This window comes from Methylobacterium adhaesivum, assembly GCF_022179065.1.
In the GTDB taxonomy this organism is placed as follows: Bacteria; Pseudomonadota; Alphaproteobacteria; order Rhizobiales; family Beijerinckiaceae; genus Methylobacterium; species Methylobacterium adhaesivum.
On record NZ_BPQD01000006.1, the window covers coordinates 91,702 to 107,679 of the forward strand.

18 protein-coding genes are annotated in these 15,978 nt (G+C 69.2%); 13 read left to right on the forward strand and 5 right to left on the reverse strand.

The annotated features are described in order from the left end of the window. The first annotated feature begins 5 nt into the window (after positions 1-5). From MFF01_RS07160 to MFF01_RS07200, 9 genes are all read left to right on the forward strand, one after another. Positions 6-2,093, forward strand: a complete 2,088-nt coding sequence (locus MFF01_RS07160; RefSeq protein WP_238223421.1) for a protein-disulfide reductase DsbD family protein — start codon at positions 6-8, stop codon at positions 2,091-2,093. A gap of 83 nt (positions 2,094-2,176) precedes the next feature. After that, a complete protein-coding gene (locus MFF01_RS07165) occupies positions 2,177-2,419 on the forward strand; it encodes a pentapeptide MXKDX repeat protein (RefSeq protein ID WP_238223423.1) in 243 nt (80 codons plus the stop codon). 91 nt (positions 2,420-2,510) lie between these two features. Beyond that, positions 2,511-3,101 carry a sigma-70 family RNA polymerase sigma factor gene (locus MFF01_RS07170; RefSeq protein WP_238223424.1) on the forward strand — a complete coding sequence of 197 codons (591 nt, stop codon included), beginning with the start codon at positions 2,511-2,513 and terminating at the stop codon, positions 3,099-3,101. Next, positions 3,094-3,783: an NrsF family protein gene (locus tag MFF01_RS07175; RefSeq protein WP_238223425.1), complete on the forward strand. Its 690-nt coding sequence runs from the start codon at positions 3,094-3,096 to the stop codon at positions 3,781-3,783. The genes MFF01_RS07170 and MFF01_RS07175 overlap by 8 nt, the downstream gene beginning before the upstream one ends. Positions 3,784-3,867: 84 nt before the next feature. Then, positions 3,868-4,362: a peptide-methionine (R)-S-oxide reductase MsrB gene (msrB, locus tag MFF01_RS07180; protein WP_238223426.1), complete on the forward strand. Its 495-nt coding sequence runs from the start codon at positions 3,868-3,870 to the stop codon at positions 4,360-4,362. A 38-nt stretch (positions 4,363-4,400) separates the two neighbouring features. Further along, entirely contained in the window at positions 4,401-5,144 is a 744-nt protein-coding gene (msrA, locus tag MFF01_RS07185) for a peptide-methionine (S)-S-oxide reductase MsrA (protein ID WP_238223427.1), read from the forward strand. Positions 5,145-5,203: 59 nt separating this feature from the next. Continuing rightward, on the forward strand, positions 5,204-5,848 hold the full coding sequence (locus tag MFF01_RS07190; protein WP_238223429.1) for a cytochrome b/b6 domain-containing protein: 645 nt from the start codon (positions 5,204-5,206) through the stop codon (positions 5,846-5,848). Beyond that, entirely contained in the window at positions 5,845-6,615 is a 771-nt protein-coding gene (locus MFF01_RS07195) for a molybdopterin-dependent oxidoreductase (protein WP_238223431.1), read from the forward strand. Before MFF01_RS07190 ends, MFF01_RS07195 begins: the two co-directional genes overlap by 4 nt. A gap of 291 nt (positions 6,616-6,906) precedes the next feature. Beyond that, positions 6,907-7,581 carry a glutathione S-transferase family protein gene (locus MFF01_RS07200; RefSeq protein WP_238223433.1) on the forward strand — a complete coding sequence of 225 codons (675 nt, stop codon included), beginning with the start codon at positions 6,907-6,909 and terminating at the stop codon, positions 7,579-7,581. Positions 7,582-7,912: 331 nt separating this feature from the next. Here the strand turns inward: MFF01_RS07200 and MFF01_RS07205 are convergent, their stop codons facing one another. Genes MFF01_RS07205 through MFF01_RS07220 form a run of 4 tightly spaced genes read right to left on the reverse strand, consistent with a single transcriptional unit; the run spans position 7,913 to position 11,463 of the window. After that, positions 7,913-9,205 carry an ArgE/DapE family deacylase gene (locus MFF01_RS07205; protein ID WP_238223435.1) on the reverse strand — a complete coding sequence of 431 codons (1,293 nt, stop codon included), beginning with the start codon at positions 9,203-9,205 and terminating at the stop codon, positions 7,913-7,915. 39 nt (positions 9,206-9,244) lie between these two features. Next, positions 9,245-9,583, reverse strand: coding sequence for a DUF3325 domain-containing protein (locus MFF01_RS07210; protein ID WP_238223436.1), 339 nt, complete (start codon positions 9,581-9,583; stop codon positions 9,245-9,247). Between the two features lie 33 nt (positions 9,584-9,616). Next, positions 9,617-11,137 carry a PepSY-associated TM helix domain-containing protein gene (locus tag MFF01_RS07215; protein WP_238223438.1) on the reverse strand — a complete coding sequence of 507 codons (1,521 nt, stop codon included), beginning with the start codon at positions 11,135-11,137 and terminating at the stop codon, positions 9,617-9,619. Beyond that, the gene (locus tag MFF01_RS07220; RefSeq protein WP_238223440.1) at positions 11,134-11,463 is read right to left on the reverse strand and encodes an iron transporter; all 330 of its coding nucleotides are present in this window, start codon (positions 11,461-11,463) and stop codon (positions 11,134-11,136) included. The genes MFF01_RS07215 and MFF01_RS07220 overlap by 4 nt, the downstream gene beginning before the upstream one ends. 428 nt (positions 11,464-11,891) lie before the next feature. Between MFF01_RS07220 and minC (MFF01_RS07225) the strand changes: the two genes are divergently transcribed. The 4 genes from minC (MFF01_RS07225) to minE all read left to right on the forward strand — a co-directional run bounded on the left by minC (MFF01_RS07225) (position 11,892) and on the right by minE (position 14,536). Continuing rightward, positions 11,892-12,551 carry a septum site-determining protein MinC gene (minC, locus tag MFF01_RS07225; RefSeq protein ID WP_238223491.1) on the forward strand — a complete coding sequence of 220 codons (660 nt, stop codon included), beginning with the start codon at positions 11,892-11,894 and terminating at the stop codon, positions 12,549-12,551. Positions 12,552-12,738: 187 nt separating this feature from the next. Then, the gene (gene minC / locus MFF01_RS07230; protein ID WP_238223441.1) at positions 12,739-13,440 is read left to right on the forward strand and encodes a septum site-determining protein MinC; all 702 of its coding nucleotides are present in this window, start codon (positions 12,739-12,741) and stop codon (positions 13,438-13,440) included. Positions 13,441-13,454: 14 nt separating this feature from the next. Next, the gene (gene minD, locus MFF01_RS07235; protein ID WP_091970454.1) at positions 13,455-14,270 is read left to right on the forward strand and encodes a septum site-determining protein MinD; all 816 of its coding nucleotides are present in this window, start codon (positions 13,455-13,457) and stop codon (positions 14,268-14,270) included. Next, positions 14,267-14,536, forward strand: coding sequence for a cell division topological specificity factor MinE (gene minE, locus MFF01_RS07240; RefSeq protein ID WP_238223444.1), 270 nt, complete (start codon positions 14,267-14,269; stop codon positions 14,534-14,536). Before minD ends, minE begins: the two co-directional genes overlap by 4 nt. Positions 14,537-14,611: 75 nt before the next feature. On the opposite strand, the gene MFF01_RS07245 is transcribed toward minE, so the two are convergent. After that, positions 14,612-15,862 (reverse strand): NupC/NupG family nucleoside CNT transporter, encoded by a 1,251-nt coding sequence (locus MFF01_RS07245; protein ID WP_238223446.1) that lies wholly within the window; start codon positions 15,860-15,862, stop codon positions 14,612-14,614. Between the last annotated feature and the right edge of the window lie 116 nt (positions 15,863-15,978).

Below are 15,978 nucleotides of genomic sequence, written 5' to 3' on the forward strand. Positions count from 1 at the left end.
TGGTCATGCTCGATGCGCTTCGGCGACGCCTGCTCGCATGCCTCGCCCTCTTCGTTCTCGGCGTCTTCCCGGTCTATGCGGCCTCAACCGCGTGGATCGGCGACGACAGGGCGGCGGTGCGGCTCGTGACGGCCACGGATGCCGCGAGCCACGGAACGCCCATCGAAGCGGGGCTCGAGTTCCGGTTCGGTGAGGGCTGGCATGGGGCATGGCGCAGCCCGGGCGATGCCGGCCTCGCCCCGACCTTCGACTGGAGCGGATCGGACGGTCTCCAGTTCGAATCCGTCGCCTGGCCGGCGCCGGTACGTCTCACCGTCGGCGATCTCCAGACCTTCGTCTATCAATCCGGCGTCGTCCTACCGCTCCGATTCCTACGACACGGCGATGGTGCCGCGCATCTTCGCCTGCACCTCGTGCATGCGGTCTGCGGCGAGGTCTGCGTGCCCTATCGCGCGACCCTCGAACTCACGCTGCCGGAGGGAACGGATCGCCCCTCGGCGGAAGCGGACCTGATCGGAGCCTGGCGCGCGCGCGTTCCTGGGCGACCAGAGACTGCCGACTTCGTCATCGCGGGGCAGGCACGCGAGGGACCGCCGCACGACCGGCGCCTGGTCTTGCAGATGACCAGCGAACGCTGCCCCTTCGTGGCGCCCGATATGTTCGTCGAAGGACCGAAGGGCGCCGTGACGTCGCCGCCTGCGATAACCTTAACCGATGGCGGCCATGCGGCCCGGCTCGCCGTGAGGCTACCACCGGACCTTGCGGATGCCGCGCTCCGCGTCACCGTGGTGGATGACGGCCGCAGCGCTGAAGCGTCGGTTCCACACTTGGCCGGCATCATGTGGGGCGAGTGGCTGGCGATCCTGGCGACGGCCCTGCTCGGAGGTCTCGTTCTCAACGCGATGCCCTGCGTCCTGCCCGTCCTGTCCCTCAAGGCATTCACCGTGATGCGGGCGGCCGGATCGGATCAGGGGCGCGTCCGGGCCGAACTCCTCGCCACGGCGGCGGGCATTCTCGCGTCCTTCCTCGCCATCGCCGTGTTTCTGATCGCCCTGACGGCGTCGGGGGCCAGCGTCGGCTGGGGCGTCCAGTTCCAGGCGCCATGGTTTCTGGCCGGCATGGCCCTCCTTACGGTGCTGTTCGCCGCGAGCCTGTTCGAATGGATCACCATCGGGCTACCCGGTCCCCTTGCAGCCCTCGGATCCCTGCGCGGGACGGGTCATCTGTCGGAGGCCTTCCTCACCGGTGCCTTCGCCACCCTGCTGGCCACGCCATGTTCGGCCCCCTTTGTCGGAAGCGCGGTCGGTTTCGCGTTGACCCGGGGGAGTCTCGACATTCTCACGGTCTTCGCGGCGCTCGGGATCGGAATGGCGCTCCCCTTCGCGCTCCTCGCATTGAACCCGGGCTGGACGCGCCATCTGCCGCGACCGGGTCCCTGGATGATCCGTCTTCGGAGCGGGTTCGGCCTTCTCCTCCTTGGAACGGCCGTATGGCTCATGATGGTTTTCGCCGAGGTGGCCGGCATCCCTCGGGCAATGGGGTTGGCGGGCATCCTGGCCCTTCTTCTTGGTTGGCTCGCCCTGAGCCGAAGGAGTTTCGCCCCCGATCGTCGCCGAAGCCTCGTTGCGGCGTCCCTCGTCCTCGCGCTTGTCCCCGTCACGGTTTGGCCGTCCACCTCCGGAACGTCCCCGGCGGCTCGGACGGAGGACGGGCCTTGGCGCGCCTTCGCCCCTGAGGCGATCCCGGCCCTGGTGGCAGAGGGCAAAGTCGTCATCGTCGATGTTACGGCGGCGTGGTGCCTGACCTGCCGAATCAATGAGGTCACCACCCTTGATCGGGGCGAGATCCGCGCGCGCCTGTCGGCGCCCGATGCGGTCGCGATGCGCGCCGACTGGACCCAATCCGATCCAGCCATCCTCGCCTTCCTGCGCCACTTCGGTCGCTTCGGAATCCCGCTCGTGGCCGTCTACGGGCCCGGTCTGCCGCGCGGAGAGGCCCTGCCGGAATTGCTGACCCCGGCGATGATGCGGGCCGCACTCACTCGTGCGGAGCGCGGGAGGCGAGCGCAGAGCGAGCCAGAATTTTTGCGCTGACCTGTAACCGTCGTGGACGCCCCTTCGAAACACTGTTCAGTACCGCCAACATGTTCGGTACGCCCAAGAAGGATAAACTTATAATGAGCACTGTCTTCCGCGTCGCCGCAGCCCTCGTCCTCGCCACCGCCGTCTCCGGTGCCCCGGCCTATGCGGTCGACTCCATGTCCAAGGACTCTATGTCTAAGGACTCCATGTCTAAGGACGGTATGTCCAAAGACGGCATGAAGAAGGACACCATGGGCAAGGATTCTATGGCCAAGGACGGCATGAAAAAGGACACTATGGGCAAGGACGGGATGGCTAAGGATTCGATGAAGAAGTAGGCTCGGCCGCAGGCGGACGGTGCGGGTCGGCCTTCCGAGCCGCCCGCTTCTGATTCCGGCTAATCCTGAAGCGTCCGGAATTCCTGCTCCGATGTCTCCTCGACCGACCCTGTTGCCCGGCGAAGCCTCGTTCTCCGTCGCGATGCAAGCAGCACAGGATGGGGATACGGCGGCCTACCGGGCGCTTCTACGGGATTGCGTCCCGATCATCGCGGCGATGGCACGGGCCAAGGGTGTCCGGGGCGCAGCGCTCGACGACGTGGTCCAGGACACCCTGCTCACGGTGCATCGGGCGCGGGCGACCTACGATCCGGCCCGGCCGTTCCTGCCCTGGCTGCGCGCCATCACGCAACGGCGAGCCATCGACGCGCTGCGCCACATGGGCCGTCGCCCGCGGGAGGTTCACGAGCCGCTCGCCTATGAGGCGCATGCGGATGAGGCTGCGATACCGGGCGATGACCTCGAACGTCGCGACCGCGCCGCGATCCTCGCTGCGGCTGTCGCGCATCTTCCGGACGGACAGCGGGAGGCGATCGAGCATATTGCCCTGCGCGAGCTTTCCCTGGAAGAAGCCTCCGCACTCACCGGCCGGACCAAGGGAGCGCTCAAGGTCAATTTCCATCGCGGATTGAAGTCCCTCCGCACCCTTTTATCACCCCGTCACGAGGGCACGGATGTCTAACCACGACCCGCCCATCGACGACCTCGTCGAAGATCTCACTCGGTCGCTCACGCCGACGCGCCGACTGCCGGGACCGGGCCGCAGGGCCCTCGCCTGGTTCGGCGCAGTGCTCGTAGTCGGCCTCGTTCTCGTGCCGATGTCCGACGTCTCGGGGTTGCGGGAACGCCTCGGCGTGCCGGATCTGCAGTGGGCAGCCTTCGGCGCGATCCTGACGGCCTTTGCCGCCGCCCTCGCGGCTTTCCAGAGCAGCGTACCGGGGCGCAGCCCGGTTTGGTCATGGCTCCCGCTCCCTCCGCTTGTGATCTGGCTCGGTGCCAGTGGACTCGGCTGCATGCGGGGCTGGCTCGCGCCGGCCGCCAATATTGCCGGGCCGGAGGAGATGCGCGGCTGCTTCGTCTTCCTGATGGGGGTCTCGCTGCCGCTCTCGGTGCTTCTGGTGCTGATGCTGCGGCGGGCCTGCCCGCTGCGTCCCAATCTCACGGCGGCCCTCGCGGGCCTCGCGGCGGCCGCGGCCGCGGCGGCCTTGCTGGTGCCGTTCCACCCCCACGACGCCACCGCCACGGACCTGCTGATCCACTTCGTCGCCGTTCTCCTCGTCGTCGGCCTCAACGGTCTGTTCGGCGGCCGCCTCCTCGACGGCACGGCCGGGTCCTTGTCCCGGCGCCGCAAGGCCAGCCTGTAACCGGCCCGATGCCGGCTGCGAATAACAGTCCAGAACCTCGGCCAAGAAAATCGACCAAGGAACTCGACCAAGGAACCCGGCATCATGGACCGCAGACAATTCTTCACAGCCGGCGTCTCGGCCATCGGCGTCATGGCGGCCCTGCGCGTCGCCGGATTGCTCCCGGCCGACGACAGCGCGGCGGCCGAGACCTTCGCCGTCGTCAAGAGCGAGGCCGACTGGAAAGCGCAGCTGGGGTCCGCCGCCTACGCGGTCCTGCGCCGGCACGGGACCGAACGCGCCGGCTCGAGCCCCCTCAACGCCGAGAAGCGTGCCGGCCGGTTCGTTTGCGCCGGCTGCGATCAGCCGCTCTTCGCCGCCCGCGCGAAATTCGAGAGTGGAACCGGCTGGCCGAGCTTCACCGCGCCCCTCCCGGACTCCGTGGGGACGCGGACGGATTCCGGCTTCGGCATGGACCGGACCGAAGTGCATTGCCGCCGCTGCGGCGGCCATCTCGGTCACGTCTTCACCGACGGACCCGCCCCCACGGGGCTTCGCTACTGCATGAACGGCGTCGCGCTGCGCTTCGAGCCCGCCTGACCGATCACGACGACCGTCCAACCCGAGGAGCGACCGCCATGCCGCCGACCATCAGACCCGTGACCCGGGCACGTCGCACACGTCCGACCGTTGCCTTCGCTGGCGCCGTCCTGGCCCTGCTGGGCGTCGGTCTCGGGCTGACGATCGCATGGGCCGGCGCCGAGGAAGCGAGCCGGCGTCTGCCGGCCGCGGCGACACCGTCGCGGGAACCCGACCAGCTTCAGAGCGCGGTATTCGCCGGCGGATGCTTCTGGGGCGTCCAGGGCGTGTTCCAGAACATCCGCGGCGTGACGCAGGCCGTCTCGGGCTATGCCGGCGGAGATGGCGCGAGCGCGCATTACGCCACCGTCTCCAGTGGGCGCACGCGACACGCCGAGGCGGTTCGGGTGACCTACGATCCGCGCGTGGTCTCCTACGACACCCTGCTCCGCGTCTTCTTCTCGGTCGCCCTCGATCCGACGCAAGTCGATCGGCAGGGGCCGGATCACGGCCCGCAATATCGCTCGGCGCTGTTTCCGAACAATGCCGAGCAGGCGAGGGTCGCACGGGCGTACATCGCCCAGCTCGACGCTGAAGGGACTTACGACGCGCCGATCGCGACCCGGATCGAGCCGGGGGCGTCGTTCTATCCGGCCGAGGCCTACCACCAGGACTTCATGGCCCTGCATCCGGCCCATCCGTATATCGTCGCCAACGACGCCGCGAAGGTGCGTGACTTGAAGCGCTTCTTTCCCGAATTCACCGCGCCGGCTCCGATTCTGACCGACGGTGACCCCGCCTGAGGCGGGCACGCCCCGCGAGCCCGACACTCCGCACGCCAACACTCATCAGGACGGCTCCGATGCATCCCCCTTCGCCGCGCGCCGCGCGCCCGATTCACCCCCTCGTCGTCCGGATCACCCATTGGGTGAACGCGCTGGCCATGCTCATCATGATCGCCAGCGGATGGCGCATCTACAACGCCTCGCCGATCTTCGGCGAATGGTCCTTCCCGAAGGCGATCACCCTGGGCGGCTGGCTCGGCGGCGCCCTGCAATGGCACTTCGCCGGGATGTGGCTCCTCGTCGCCAACGGCCTCGTCTACCTGACCTATGGTCTGGCCTCGGGCCACCTGCGCCGGCGCCTCCTGCCCCTGCGGCCGCGCGAGATCGGGCGCGACTTCGTCGCGGCCCTGACGTTCCGCCTCCCCCACGACCCGGGAGTCTACAACGCCGTTCAGCGCCTTCTCTACGTCGTGGTCCTGCTCGTCGGGATCGTGATCGTGCTCTCCGGTCTGGCGATCTGGAAGCCGGTTCAGTTCGCCCCGCTGACGGCCGTCATGGGCGGCTACGATACGGCGCGAATCGTCCATTTTCTTGCCATGGCCGGCATCGTCAGCTTCGTGGCAGTGCACCTCGCCCTCGTGCTTCTGGTTCCCAAGACCCTGCCGACCATGATCATCGGCCGGGAGATCCATTTCGGCCACGACCGCGCGGTGAAGCCATGAAGATCCTCGATCGTTTCCTCCGCCCTTCACGCTCCGATCTCGCGGTTCCCGACACGCACCTCGTCCAGGCCGATCGCCGCCTGCTCCTGCGCGGTGGCCTTGTCGCGGCCGGGAGCCTCGCGCTCGGCGGCTGCGACATTTCCGACAATCCCCAAGTCGAGAGCACCCTCGGGGCGATCTCGCGACTGAACGATCGCGTCCAGGCCGCCCTCTTCGGCAGCACGCGTTTGGCCCCGACCTTCGACGTCTCGGACATCACCCCGGACTTCCCGTTCAACGCCTATTATCCGGCAAGCAAGATCCGGGTGATCGATGGCGCGACCTGGAAACTCGAACTCGCCGGCCTCGTCTCCGACAAGACCCCGTGGACCCTCGACCGCCTGAGGACCCTGCCGCAGGAAGCCCAGATCACCCGTCACGTCTGCGTCGAGGGCTGGAGCGCCATCGGACAATGGTCGGGCGTGCCGTTCCGGACCTTCCTCGAACACATCGGGGCGGACACGACGGCCCGCTATGTCGGCTTCACCTGCGGCGACGACTACTGGACGAGCATCGACATGCCGAGCGCGCTGCACCCCCAGACGATTCTCGCCCTGGACTACGCCGGTGCGCCCTTGCCGCCGAAATACGGCTTCCCGGTCAAACTGCGCATTCCGACCAAGCTCGGGTTCAAGAACCCCAAGCACATCATGGCGATCACGGTCACGAACGACTATCCGGGCGGCTACTGGGAAGACCAGGGCTACAACTGGTTCTCGGGAATTTGAACCTGAGCGGAAACCTTGCGGCTCGATGACAGACCATGGATCGTGCAAGACGCACAAATCTGATCAGGTCGATCTTAAAGATGCCATTACACCGGAATAGGTCGCCGTCTCGCTCGGTCTCTTAGGCCCGTCTTTTCAGGCCCGAGATCTTATGGGTGATCGACGGCGACGTGCCGGCAAGAATGGCATTTCGAGGACTTGTCTTCCTAGCCATTCAAGCCGGACGTCCACCCATGAACCGAGGCCGCGCGCTTCAGCTCTCCGCTCCTCGACAAGCATGAGATCAGTACAATGCTGAAATTCTTCTTCAACGGTTCTCCGAACCCGACGAAGGTCGCCCTGCTGCTGGAAGAGCTCGGTGCTCCCTACGAGCCGATTCCGATCGACACCCGCAAGGGTGACCAGTTCGCCCCCGAATTTCTGAAGCTCAACCCGAACGGCAAGGTGCCGGTCCTCGTCGACGACGGCGACGTGATCTTCGACAGCAACGCCATCCTGCTCTACCTCGCCGAGAAAACGGGTCAATTCCTGCCCGCCTCCGGTGGCGACCGGGCATCGCTCCTGTCCTGGCTGATGTTCGTCGCGACGGGCGTCGGTCCGTACTCGGGCCAGGCGGTCCATTTCCGGCACTTCGCCCCGGAACAGGTGCCCTATGCCCAGGCGCGCTACAGCTACGAGGCGCGCCGTCACTACGACATCCTGAACGCCCGCCTCGCGCAGCGCCGCTATCTCGTGGGCGACGCGTACACCATCGTCGATATGAGTGCCTGGGGCTGGGCCCGCATGATCCCGTTCGTGCTCGGCGAGACGGCCTGGGCGGAGCTGCCCCACCTCAAGCGACACCACGACGAGATCGCCGCCCGCCCGGCCGCCGCGCGGGCGGTCGGCCTGAAGGACCGCTTCCCCTTCAAGGCCGAAATGGACGATGAAGCGCGGGCCAATATGTTTCGGCACCTGAAGTCCTGACGATCGTCTCCGCCCTGGAGGATCGTCGGAGCTGGTCTTCGACACATCCGTTGTCGTCTCGATGCTGCGAGGGACGTTCCAAAACGTTGAACGTCCGACTGGCCGCTTCGGTCCCCCAGTAAATCAGCCTGTTCGGCACTGTCGAGCCTGAGCCGGAACGTCCCCTTCATCGTGGAAGGCCAGGGTCCGCTTCCACCCTCAGAGGCCCTCGAATACCGTCAAGCGGATTGGGTTTCGACCCGAGCGCGCGAAGGCCGTCGGCACAGGGCTCGCTCGGGCCGCGTCCATTCACCGCGAAGCCGATCGCGGGCGCCGCGTGAAGCGATCCCCGTCAGGCGCGCGAAATCGCCTCGACCCCGCACCATTCGGCGACGAACAGGGCGATGGCCGTGGTGATGCGCTGGACCGAGGCGAGACTGACCCGCTCGTCGCAGCCGTGGATGTCGCGGCTGACGGGGCCGTAGCACAGGGCCGGCACCCGGTCGTAGAGGGCGTGGACCCGGGTATCGAGGTAGCTCGGCGACAGGAAGCTTTCGAGGGCGGTGCCGGTGGCCCGCTCGTGGGCGGCGGCGAGCACGGCCTCGGCGTCCGAGCCCGGCGCCAGGACGTAGCCCTCGGCGAAGAAGCCGTCGAAGACGACGCGCGGCGGCGCGGAGGCCAGGAACGGGTCGGTGCGGGCGAAATCCCGCACCGCCGCCTCGACGGCCCGGGCCGCCTCCGCCGCCGCCACGCCCGGATAGAGGCCGATGCGGCAGGCGATCCGGCACCAGGCCGGCACCGAGGAGGCCCAGTCGCCGCCCTCGATCCGGCCGATGTTGAGGTTGATGGCGTCGGCCTCGCCTTCGAAATGCGGGCGCCCGGCCTTGTCGGCGTTCCAGGCGGCCTCCAGGGCGCGCAGGGCCCCGACGATCCGGTAGGCGGCGTCGATGGCGTTGGCGCCGGCCCCCATCTCGCGGACATGGGCGGGGCGGCCCTGCACTACGACGGTGAACCACAGCACCCCGACATTGGCGCGCACGAGCTTCTCGTCCTGCGGCTCGGGAATGAGCACGGCGTCGGCGCGGTATCCCTTCAGGTGGGCCATGAGGGCGCCGTTGCCGGTGGATTCCTCCTCGACCATGGATTGGAGGATGACGGGGGCGGCGGGTTGCAGGTCGAGGCGCGCCAGGGCGTCGAGGGCGAAGAGGTTGGCGGCGTGGCCCGCCTTCATGTCGGCGGCGCCGCGCCCGAAGAGCCAGTCGCCCTCGACGACGGGATCGAAGGGCGGATGGGTCCAGAGGTCGGCGGGACCGGGCGGCACCACGTCGACATGGGCCTGGAGGATCAGGGAGCGGCCCGTGGCGTCGCGGGGGCGGTGATGCGCGATGACGAGGGGCGCGCGGGAATGCCCCTCCCCCATCCGCCCGGCCCCCGGATGGCCGCGCAGGGCCTGGAAATCGAGGGCGACGCGCTCAGGGCCGTAGCCGCGCGCCGCGTAGGCGTCGAACACGAAATCCTGGATCGCGTCCTCGTGGCCCCGGATGGAGGCGAACCGAACCAGGGCTTGAGTGTGGGCGATCTGCTCGGCGAACCCCGCCGCGACGGATTCGGCGATGCGGTCGGCGAGGGCGGGATCGAGGGGCATCGGCACTCCTGTCGAGAGGCCGAGCATAGGGTGTGCACTTCAGGCGAGGAAGGCAGCGGCGGCGGCAAGCGGCAGGGCAGCCAGCGCCGCCGGACGGATCCAGCGTGGCCGGTAGGACACGAGGCCGACCACGAGGAGGGCCGCCCCCGTGAGCGAGCCGAGCCATTGCACCGGCCCGAAGTTCCAGTCCGCCAGGATCACGGCGGCGGCGAAGGAGGCGGCAATCCCGCACCACCCGGCCCCGCGCAGGGCCCGTGCCTGCCGCCGCGACGGCGCCACGCGGAAGATCGCGCGGTGGTGCCGGTCCATGGCGAGGCACAGGGCGCTGAGCCCGGCGAAGCTGAGGGCGAGGTTGAGGAGAACCGAGGACGGGGTCATGTTGTTCGAGCCGGATTCATGCGCGGGCCGGCCTCACGCCCGGGCCAGGGCTTCGGGGGCGGTCGCCGCGCGCAGGCGCGCCGGGCCGCGATAATGCGAGACCTTGCGGGCGCCCCAGGCGAGGGTAAGGCCGATGGCGATCATCGCGGCGTCGAACCCGGCGAAGTCGAGGCCGCGATCCGTGGTGAGGTCGCTGACGAGGGGCACGGACAGGAACAGAAGGGCGGCCGCCGCCCCCATCTCGCGCCAGGTCCGGGCATACGGCCGGGCGAGGCCCACCATGGCGGCGAGCCCCCAGGCCGCGAAGAACACAGCCCCCTCCCAGGTAGCCCGCTCATTCATCGCCACGGGCAGGAGCCGGTTGGCGAGGAAGAAGGCCGCGATGCCGATGGGCAGGCCGAGGATGGTGCCGAGGTTGAGCCCGCGCACGAGGCTTAAAGCGAAGCCCGGCACCGCGCCGGCCTTCGGCGCCCGGGCCACGGCCCACAGGACGAGGCCGGTGGCGATGGTGGCCGAGCCCAGGAGGCCGCATAGGAAGAACAGCCCCCGCAGGGCCGGCCCGGCGAAATGTGCCTCGTGCAGGCCGAGGAAGCTCGTGAACACGTGGGCGGCGGGCTTGAGGGTGCCGAGGCGGGCGATCACCGCGCCCGATGTCGCCTCGAACACCACCTGCGGGTGGCGGTGGGCGAGGCCCTTGGGCTCCTCGAACACGGCCACCACCGTGGAGGCCGCGTCGCCCGGATTGTTGATGATCGCCATCTCAAGGGGCTCGGACACCTCCGCCTGCGCCCGCGCCATGAGGGGAGCGAGCGGCAGGGCGTCGGCGGGACGCCCGGCGGCGGCCCGCCAGGCCGGACTCTGGCCGGCCTCCACGAAGAAGCGCAGCTCATCGCCCCGGTAGGCCGAGGTGATGCCCCAGGGCATCAGCGTGAACGCGAGGGTCACGATGCCCGTGTAGGTGATCATGAGGTGGAACGGCAGGGCGAGCACGCCCGTGACGTTGTGGGCGTCGAGCCAGCCGCGCTGGGCCGACCTGTCCCGCCGGAAGGTGAAGAAGTCCGAAAAGATCCGGCGGTGGGTGACGATGCCCGACACCAGGGCGACGAGGAGAACGAGGGCGCTGGCGCCGACGATCCAGCGCCCGAGCCCCGGCATCATCTGCAGTTCGTAATGGAAGCGGTAGAGGAAATCGCCGCCCTGCGTCGCCCGCACCGTGGTGGGCGCGCCGGTCCCGGCATCGAGGGTCGCCTGCCGGATCGGGGTCTCGAAGCTGTCGAACCAGTAGACGTCGAGGAGGGGCCGCTCCGCCTGTGGCACGGAGACGAACCACGCCACGGCTTTCGGCGCATGGACCTTGAGATAGGCGGCCCCCCGCTCGACGGCGACCCCCGGCTCCACGGCGGCGGCCTGCAGCTCGGGACGCATCCAGTGGGAGATGTCGGCCCGGTAATAGGTCGCCGTGCCGGTCACGAACACGCAGAACATCACCCAGCCGGTCACGAGACCGGCCCAGGTGTGCAGCCACGCCATGGATTGGCGAAACCCGGGCTTCATGCCGGCGGCGCCGTGTCGACGAGGGCGAGGGCGAGCCAGAGGCCGGCGGCGAGCAGCGTGGAGGGCACGGCGAGGCCGAGGGCGGCCCGCGACAGGGTGTGGGCGGAGAACACCCAGATCACGGCCCCGACCATGATGGCAAAGCTCAGGAGTGTCGCCGTCGCAACGGCCTCGGAGCGGGCCATGGGCAGGGCGAGGGAGAGGAACGCCGTGGCCAGGGCGGCGACGCCGTAACCGCCGAACGCGGCCAGGGCCACGCGGCCGGCGACCAGGGCGCGCCATCGCCAGCCGAGGCCGGCGGTTCTGAGGGCGGCTTCGTCCGGCATCGGCGGCACCTTCTCGGAGCGGGACGGCGGAGCGAACGCCTATCCGGGAAGACGCCGCACCGTCGCGAAACATAGAGGCCCTGCTATAGCGACCCGCGTCTTCCACCGGCAATCGCTATGTTATGGAACCATTCCAAGGTTGCTTGGCAGTCGCGGCGCAGCCTTGCCGAAACCTCCCGTCCGGTGTTTCCCCAGGAACGCGATCCCGGTGCCGGTCCGCGCCGAAACGTGTTGACGGCCCGAAAGGATGTCCACGGGAGCGCCGCTCCGGGTTAACATATCGGTCATACCCGCTCCGGCCAGGACCCGTCCCGCCGGGAACCGTACGGGCATCCGGCGCGCCGGACCCAAGCCCCTCTCGTCAGAAGATCGATTCCGTGACCGCACCCCCCGCCCGCCCTCCGATTCGCTTTCGCGGCCGTTCGTTCATGGCGCTGGTGCTGGCCCCCGTGCCGCCCGTGTCCGACTGGCTCGCGGAACTCGACGCCCTGGCGCGCCGTTCGCCCGCCTTCTTCGTCGGCCGTCCGGTGATCCTCGAGGTCTCGGGCGCGGGCCTCGACCGGGAGGGCCTGCGCGCCCTCGTGGCCGAACTCTCCGGCCGCAGCGTCACCGTGATGGGCATCGAGGGCGCCGGGCCCGGCCTGCTCGGCGAGGGCCTGCCGCCGCCGCTTGCCGGGGGGCGACCCGTGGAGGAGGTGGCGGCGCCGGAAGCGGACGCGCCCGAGGCCAGGGTCTCCGTGAGCCAGGCTCCGGCACCGGCCCGCTCCCTCATCCTCGACGCGCCCGTGCGCTCGGGGCAGACGGTGCTGCATCTCGAGGGCGACATCACCGTCATGGGGTCGGTGGCGTCCGGGGCCGAGGTGATCGCCGGGGGCTCGCTCCACGTCTACGGCGCCCTGCGCGGCCGGGCCATCGCGGGGGCGGCGGGCAACCCGGAGGCGCGCATCACCTGCCGCAAGTTCGAGCCCGAGCTCATCGCCATCGACGGGCTCTACCGCACGGCCGACGACCTCGGGGCCGTGCAGCGCGGCCAGCCGGCGCAGGTGCGCCTGGAGGGCGACGCCATCAAGGTCGCGGCGCTGGAATGATCCGGCCTTCCGCTCGACCGAAGCCCGCAATCGCCCTCCCGAAGGGATCGACCGGGACGAGGCGAATGCGGTCCTGGGATCAAAGAATCCCGGAACGGGAGCAATCATTCATCCTGTGAGCACGGGCCGTTAACGAAGCGGTAACCATACCGGGCATCAATGGTCTGGTAAGGAATCGCGAGACGCCGTGACCAGCGCCCCCACTCCCCGCCGATCCGTTGAGCTTCGTGGCCGTGCCTTCAAGGCGCTCGTCCTGGCCCCGGAGCTGCCGCTTCCCGATTGGTTCGCCGATCTGGACGAGGCCCTGAAGCGCTCGCCGACGCTGTTCGACGGGCGCGCCCTGATCCTCGACGTCGCGGCCCTGGCGCCGGACGCCTCAAGTCTCGACGGTCTGCTGTCCGACCTCGGCAGCCGTCACATCCGGATCCTCGGCATCGAGGGTTCGGCCCTTCCCCTCGTCGGTCCGGGGCGCCCGCCCCTGCTGAACGCGGGACGTCCGGTCTCGACCATCGAGATCCCCACGGTGCCGGACGAGCCGACGCCGCCGCCGGAGCCCGCCACCACGTCCCTCACCATCGAGGGGTCGGTGCGGTCGGGTCAGTCCATCGTCCACCCCACCGGCGACGTCACCGTGATGGGCTCGGTCTCCTCGGGAGCCGAGATCCTCGCCGGCGGGTCCATCCACGTCTACGGCGCCCTGCGGGGACGCGCCATCGCCGGCGCCGCCCGCAACCCCCGCGCCCGCATCTGCTGCCGCAAGTTCGAGCCCGAACTCCTCGGCATCGACCGCCTCGTCCGCACGGCCGAGGACATGGGCACTCACCTGCGCGGTCAGGCCGTGCAGATCTGGCTTGATGGCGGCGCCATCAAATTCGCATCCTTGGATTGAGGGAAACCACTCGTATGGCCAAGATTCTGGTCGTGACATCAGGCAAGGGCGGCGTCGGCAAGACGACGACGACGGCGGCCCTCGGAGCGGCGCTCGCTCAGGCGGGCCAGAGCGTGGCGGTGGTCGATTTCGATGTCGGCCTGCGCAATCTCGACCTCGTGATGGGCGCCGAGCGGCGCGTGGTCTACGACCTCATCAACGTGGTCAACGGCGACGCCAAGCTCAACCAGGCCCTCATCCGCGACAAGCGCCTGGAGAACCTCTCCCTGCTGCCCGCCTCGCAGACCCGCGACAAGGACGCGCTGACCGACGAGGGCGTCGCCCGCGTCATGGAAGAGCTCCGCGAAAAGTTCGACTGGGTGATCTGCGATTCGCCCGCCGGCATCGAGCGCGGCGCGACGCTGGCCATGCGCCACGCGGATCTGGCCGTGGTGGTGACCAACCCGGAAGTCTCCTCGGTGCGCGATTCCGACCGGATCATCGGGCTGCTCGACTCGAAGACCGTCAAGGCCGAGCGCGGCGAGACCATGGAGAAGCACCTCATCCTCACCCGCTACGACCCCGCCCGGGCCGACCGGGGCGACATGCTCAAGATCGACGACGTCCTCGAGATCCTGTCGATCCCGCTCCTCGCCATCATCCCCGAGAGCATGGAAGTGCTGCGCGCCTCCAACGTCGGCTGCCCCGTCACCCTGAACAACCCGCTCTGCGCCCCGTCCCGCGCCTACATCGACGCGGTCCGTCGCCTCAAGGGCGACACGGTGCCGATGGCGGTTCCCTCGGACAAGAAGTCCCTGCTCAACAAACTGTTCACCCGGAGGGCGGCATGAGTCTTCGCAAGATGTTCAACCGGCGCGGATCCGCGCCGGTGGCCCGGGATCGCCTGCAGCTCATTCTCGCGCATGAGCGCGGGAATGCCGGCGGCTCCGACCTGGTCATGGTGCTGCGCGAGGAGATCCTCGCGGTGATCGCCAAGCACGTGGTGGTCGAGCAGGACAGGGTCCAGATCCGCCTCGAGCGCGGCAAGGACGTCTCGACGCTGGGCGTCGACATCGAACTGCCCGTCCCCCTCGTGCCCCGGCGTCAGGCCGCTTGAGCCCGTCGCCCACAGCCGACCCCTTGCGTGGGGCACCCATGCCCCACGCAAGGTCCATCCAATCCGGGGATGTCTTCACCCTCCGATGAACAATCCCGCCAGCGCCGCGCTGGTGAGGTTGGACAGGGTGCCGGCGAGGATCGCGCGCAGGCCGAACCGGGCGATCTCGGGACGCCGTTCGGGCGCGAGGCTCGACAGGCTCGCGAGCTGGATCGCCACCGAGGTGAGGTTGGCGAATCCGCATAAGGCAAAACACAGGATCGCGCCCGTGCGCGGATCGAGGGTGCCCGCCTTCAAGGTCGGCGAAAGCTGGGCGTAGGCGAGGAACTCGTTGAACGCGATTTTCTGGCCGAGCGCCCCACCGACGAAGCCCGCCTCCGCCCACGGCACGCCGAGGAGCCAGGCGAGCGGCGCGAACACCGCGCCGAGCACGCCCTCGAGGCTGAGGGCGGGATATCCGAAAACACCGCCCGCCCAGCCGGCAAAGCCGTTCACCAGGGCGATGAGGCCCGTGAAGGCGATGAGCATCGCGCCCACCGACACCGCCACCGCCAGCCCCTTCTGGGTGCCGTCCGCCGCCGCCTCGACGACGTTGACGGCCCGCGCCTCGCCGAAGGTGACGCGGGTGGAGACGATGCGCGTCGGTTCCGTCGTCGGCACCAGGATCTTGGCGTAGAGGAGCCCGCCCGGGATCGCCATGACGCTCGCTGCCAGCAAATAATCCATGGGCACGCCCAAAGCCGCGTAGCCCGCCAGGATGGTGCCGGCGGTCGAGGCCGCCCCGCTCGACATCACGGCGAACAGCTCGGCCGAGGTCAGCGCCGCGAGGAACGGGCGCAACGCGATGGCGATCTCGCTCTGGCCGATGGCGATGGTGACGACGGCCGCGAAGGTCTCGATGGGCGAGGTGCCGATCACCCGCCGCAGCACCGCCCCGATGGTGCGGGCGGCGGCCTGCATGATCCCGAAATGATAGAGCACCGCGATGAGGGCCGAGACGTAGAGGATCTGCGGCAGGATGCGGAAGGCGAGGATGAAGCCGCTGCCGCCGAAGAGTTCGACCATGCGGGGCTCGACGAGCCCCCCGAACAGGAACGCGGTGCCGCGGTCGCCGTAGCCGAGGACCGTCTGCACCAGGGCGGCGGCCGCCGCGAGACCGGCCCGGCCCCAGGGCACGAACAGCACGAGGGCGCCGAGCGCCACCTGCAGGGCCAGGGCCGAGAGCACGACACGGGGGCTGATGGCCCGTCGGTTGGTCGAGAACAGCAGGCCGACGGCGAGGAGAACCACCACGCTCGCGCCCGCATGGAGAAGTCTTTCGGTCATCCGGCCCCGCCTGATTTCCCGGGCCCCGAGCAAGGCCGGTGCCGCGCGGCGGCCGCCCCCCATGGAACACGGATCGCCGCCTGCGTGTTGATAGGTCAAGCTGCGCCGTTCTTATC

Coding starts and splice junctions, on each gene's coding strand:
- MFF01_RS07160 (WP_238223421.1), top strand. CDS start 6: ATGCTCGATGCGCTTCGGCGACGCCTGCTCGCATGCCTCGCCCTCTTC.
- MFF01_RS07165 (WP_238223423.1), top strand. CDS start 2,177: ATGAGCACTGTCTTCCGCGTCGCCGCAGCCCTCGTCCTCGCCACCGCC.
- MFF01_RS07170 (WP_238223424.1), top strand. CDS start 2,511: ATGTCTCCTCGACCGACCCTGTTGCCCGGCGAAGCCTCGTTCTCCGTC.
- MFF01_RS07175 (WP_238223425.1), top strand. CDS start 3,094: ATGTCTAACCACGACCCGCCCATCGACGACCTCGTCGAAGATCTCACT.
- msrB (WP_238223426.1), top strand. CDS start 3,868: ATGGACCGCAGACAATTCTTCACAGCCGGCGTCTCGGCCATCGGCGTC.
- msrA (WP_238223427.1), top strand. CDS start 4,401: ATGCCGCCGACCATCAGACCCGTGACCCGGGCACGTCGCACACGTCCG.
- MFF01_RS07190 (WP_238223429.1), top strand. CDS start 5,204: ATGCATCCCCCTTCGCCGCGCGCCGCGCGCCCGATTCACCCCCTCGTC.
- MFF01_RS07195 (WP_238223431.1), top strand. CDS start 5,845: ATGAAGATCCTCGATCGTTTCCTCCGCCCTTCACGCTCCGATCTCGCG.
- MFF01_RS07200 (WP_238223433.1), top strand. CDS start 6,907: ATGCTGAAATTCTTCTTCAACGGTTCTCCGAACCCGACGAAGGTCGCC.
- MFF01_RS07205 (WP_238223435.1), bottom strand. CDS start 9,205: ATGCCCCTCGATCCCGCCCTCGCCGACCGCATCGCCGAATCCGTCGCG.
- MFF01_RS07210 (WP_238223436.1), bottom strand. CDS start 9,583: ATGACCCCGTCCTCGGTTCTCCTCAACCTCGCCCTCAGCTTCGCCGGG.
- MFF01_RS07215 (WP_238223438.1), bottom strand. CDS start 11,137: ATGAAGCCCGGGTTTCGCCAATCCATGGCGTGGCTGCACACCTGGGCC.
- MFF01_RS07220 (WP_238223440.1), bottom strand. CDS start 11,463: ATGCCGGACGAAGCCGCCCTCAGAACCGCCGGCCTCGGCTGGCGATGG.
- minC (WP_238223491.1), top strand. CDS start 11,892: ATGGCGCTGGTGCTGGCCCCCGTGCCGCCCGTGTCCGACTGGCTCGCG.
- minD (WP_091970454.1), top strand. CDS start 13,455: ATGGCCAAGATTCTGGTCGTGACATCAGGCAAGGGCGGCGTCGGCAAG.
- minE (WP_238223444.1), top strand. CDS start 14,267: ATGAGTCTTCGCAAGATGTTCAACCGGCGCGGATCCGCGCCGGTGGCC.
- MFF01_RS07245 (WP_238223446.1), bottom strand. CDS start 15,862: ATGACCGAAAGACTTCTCCATGCGGGCGCGAGCGTGGTGGTTCTCCTC.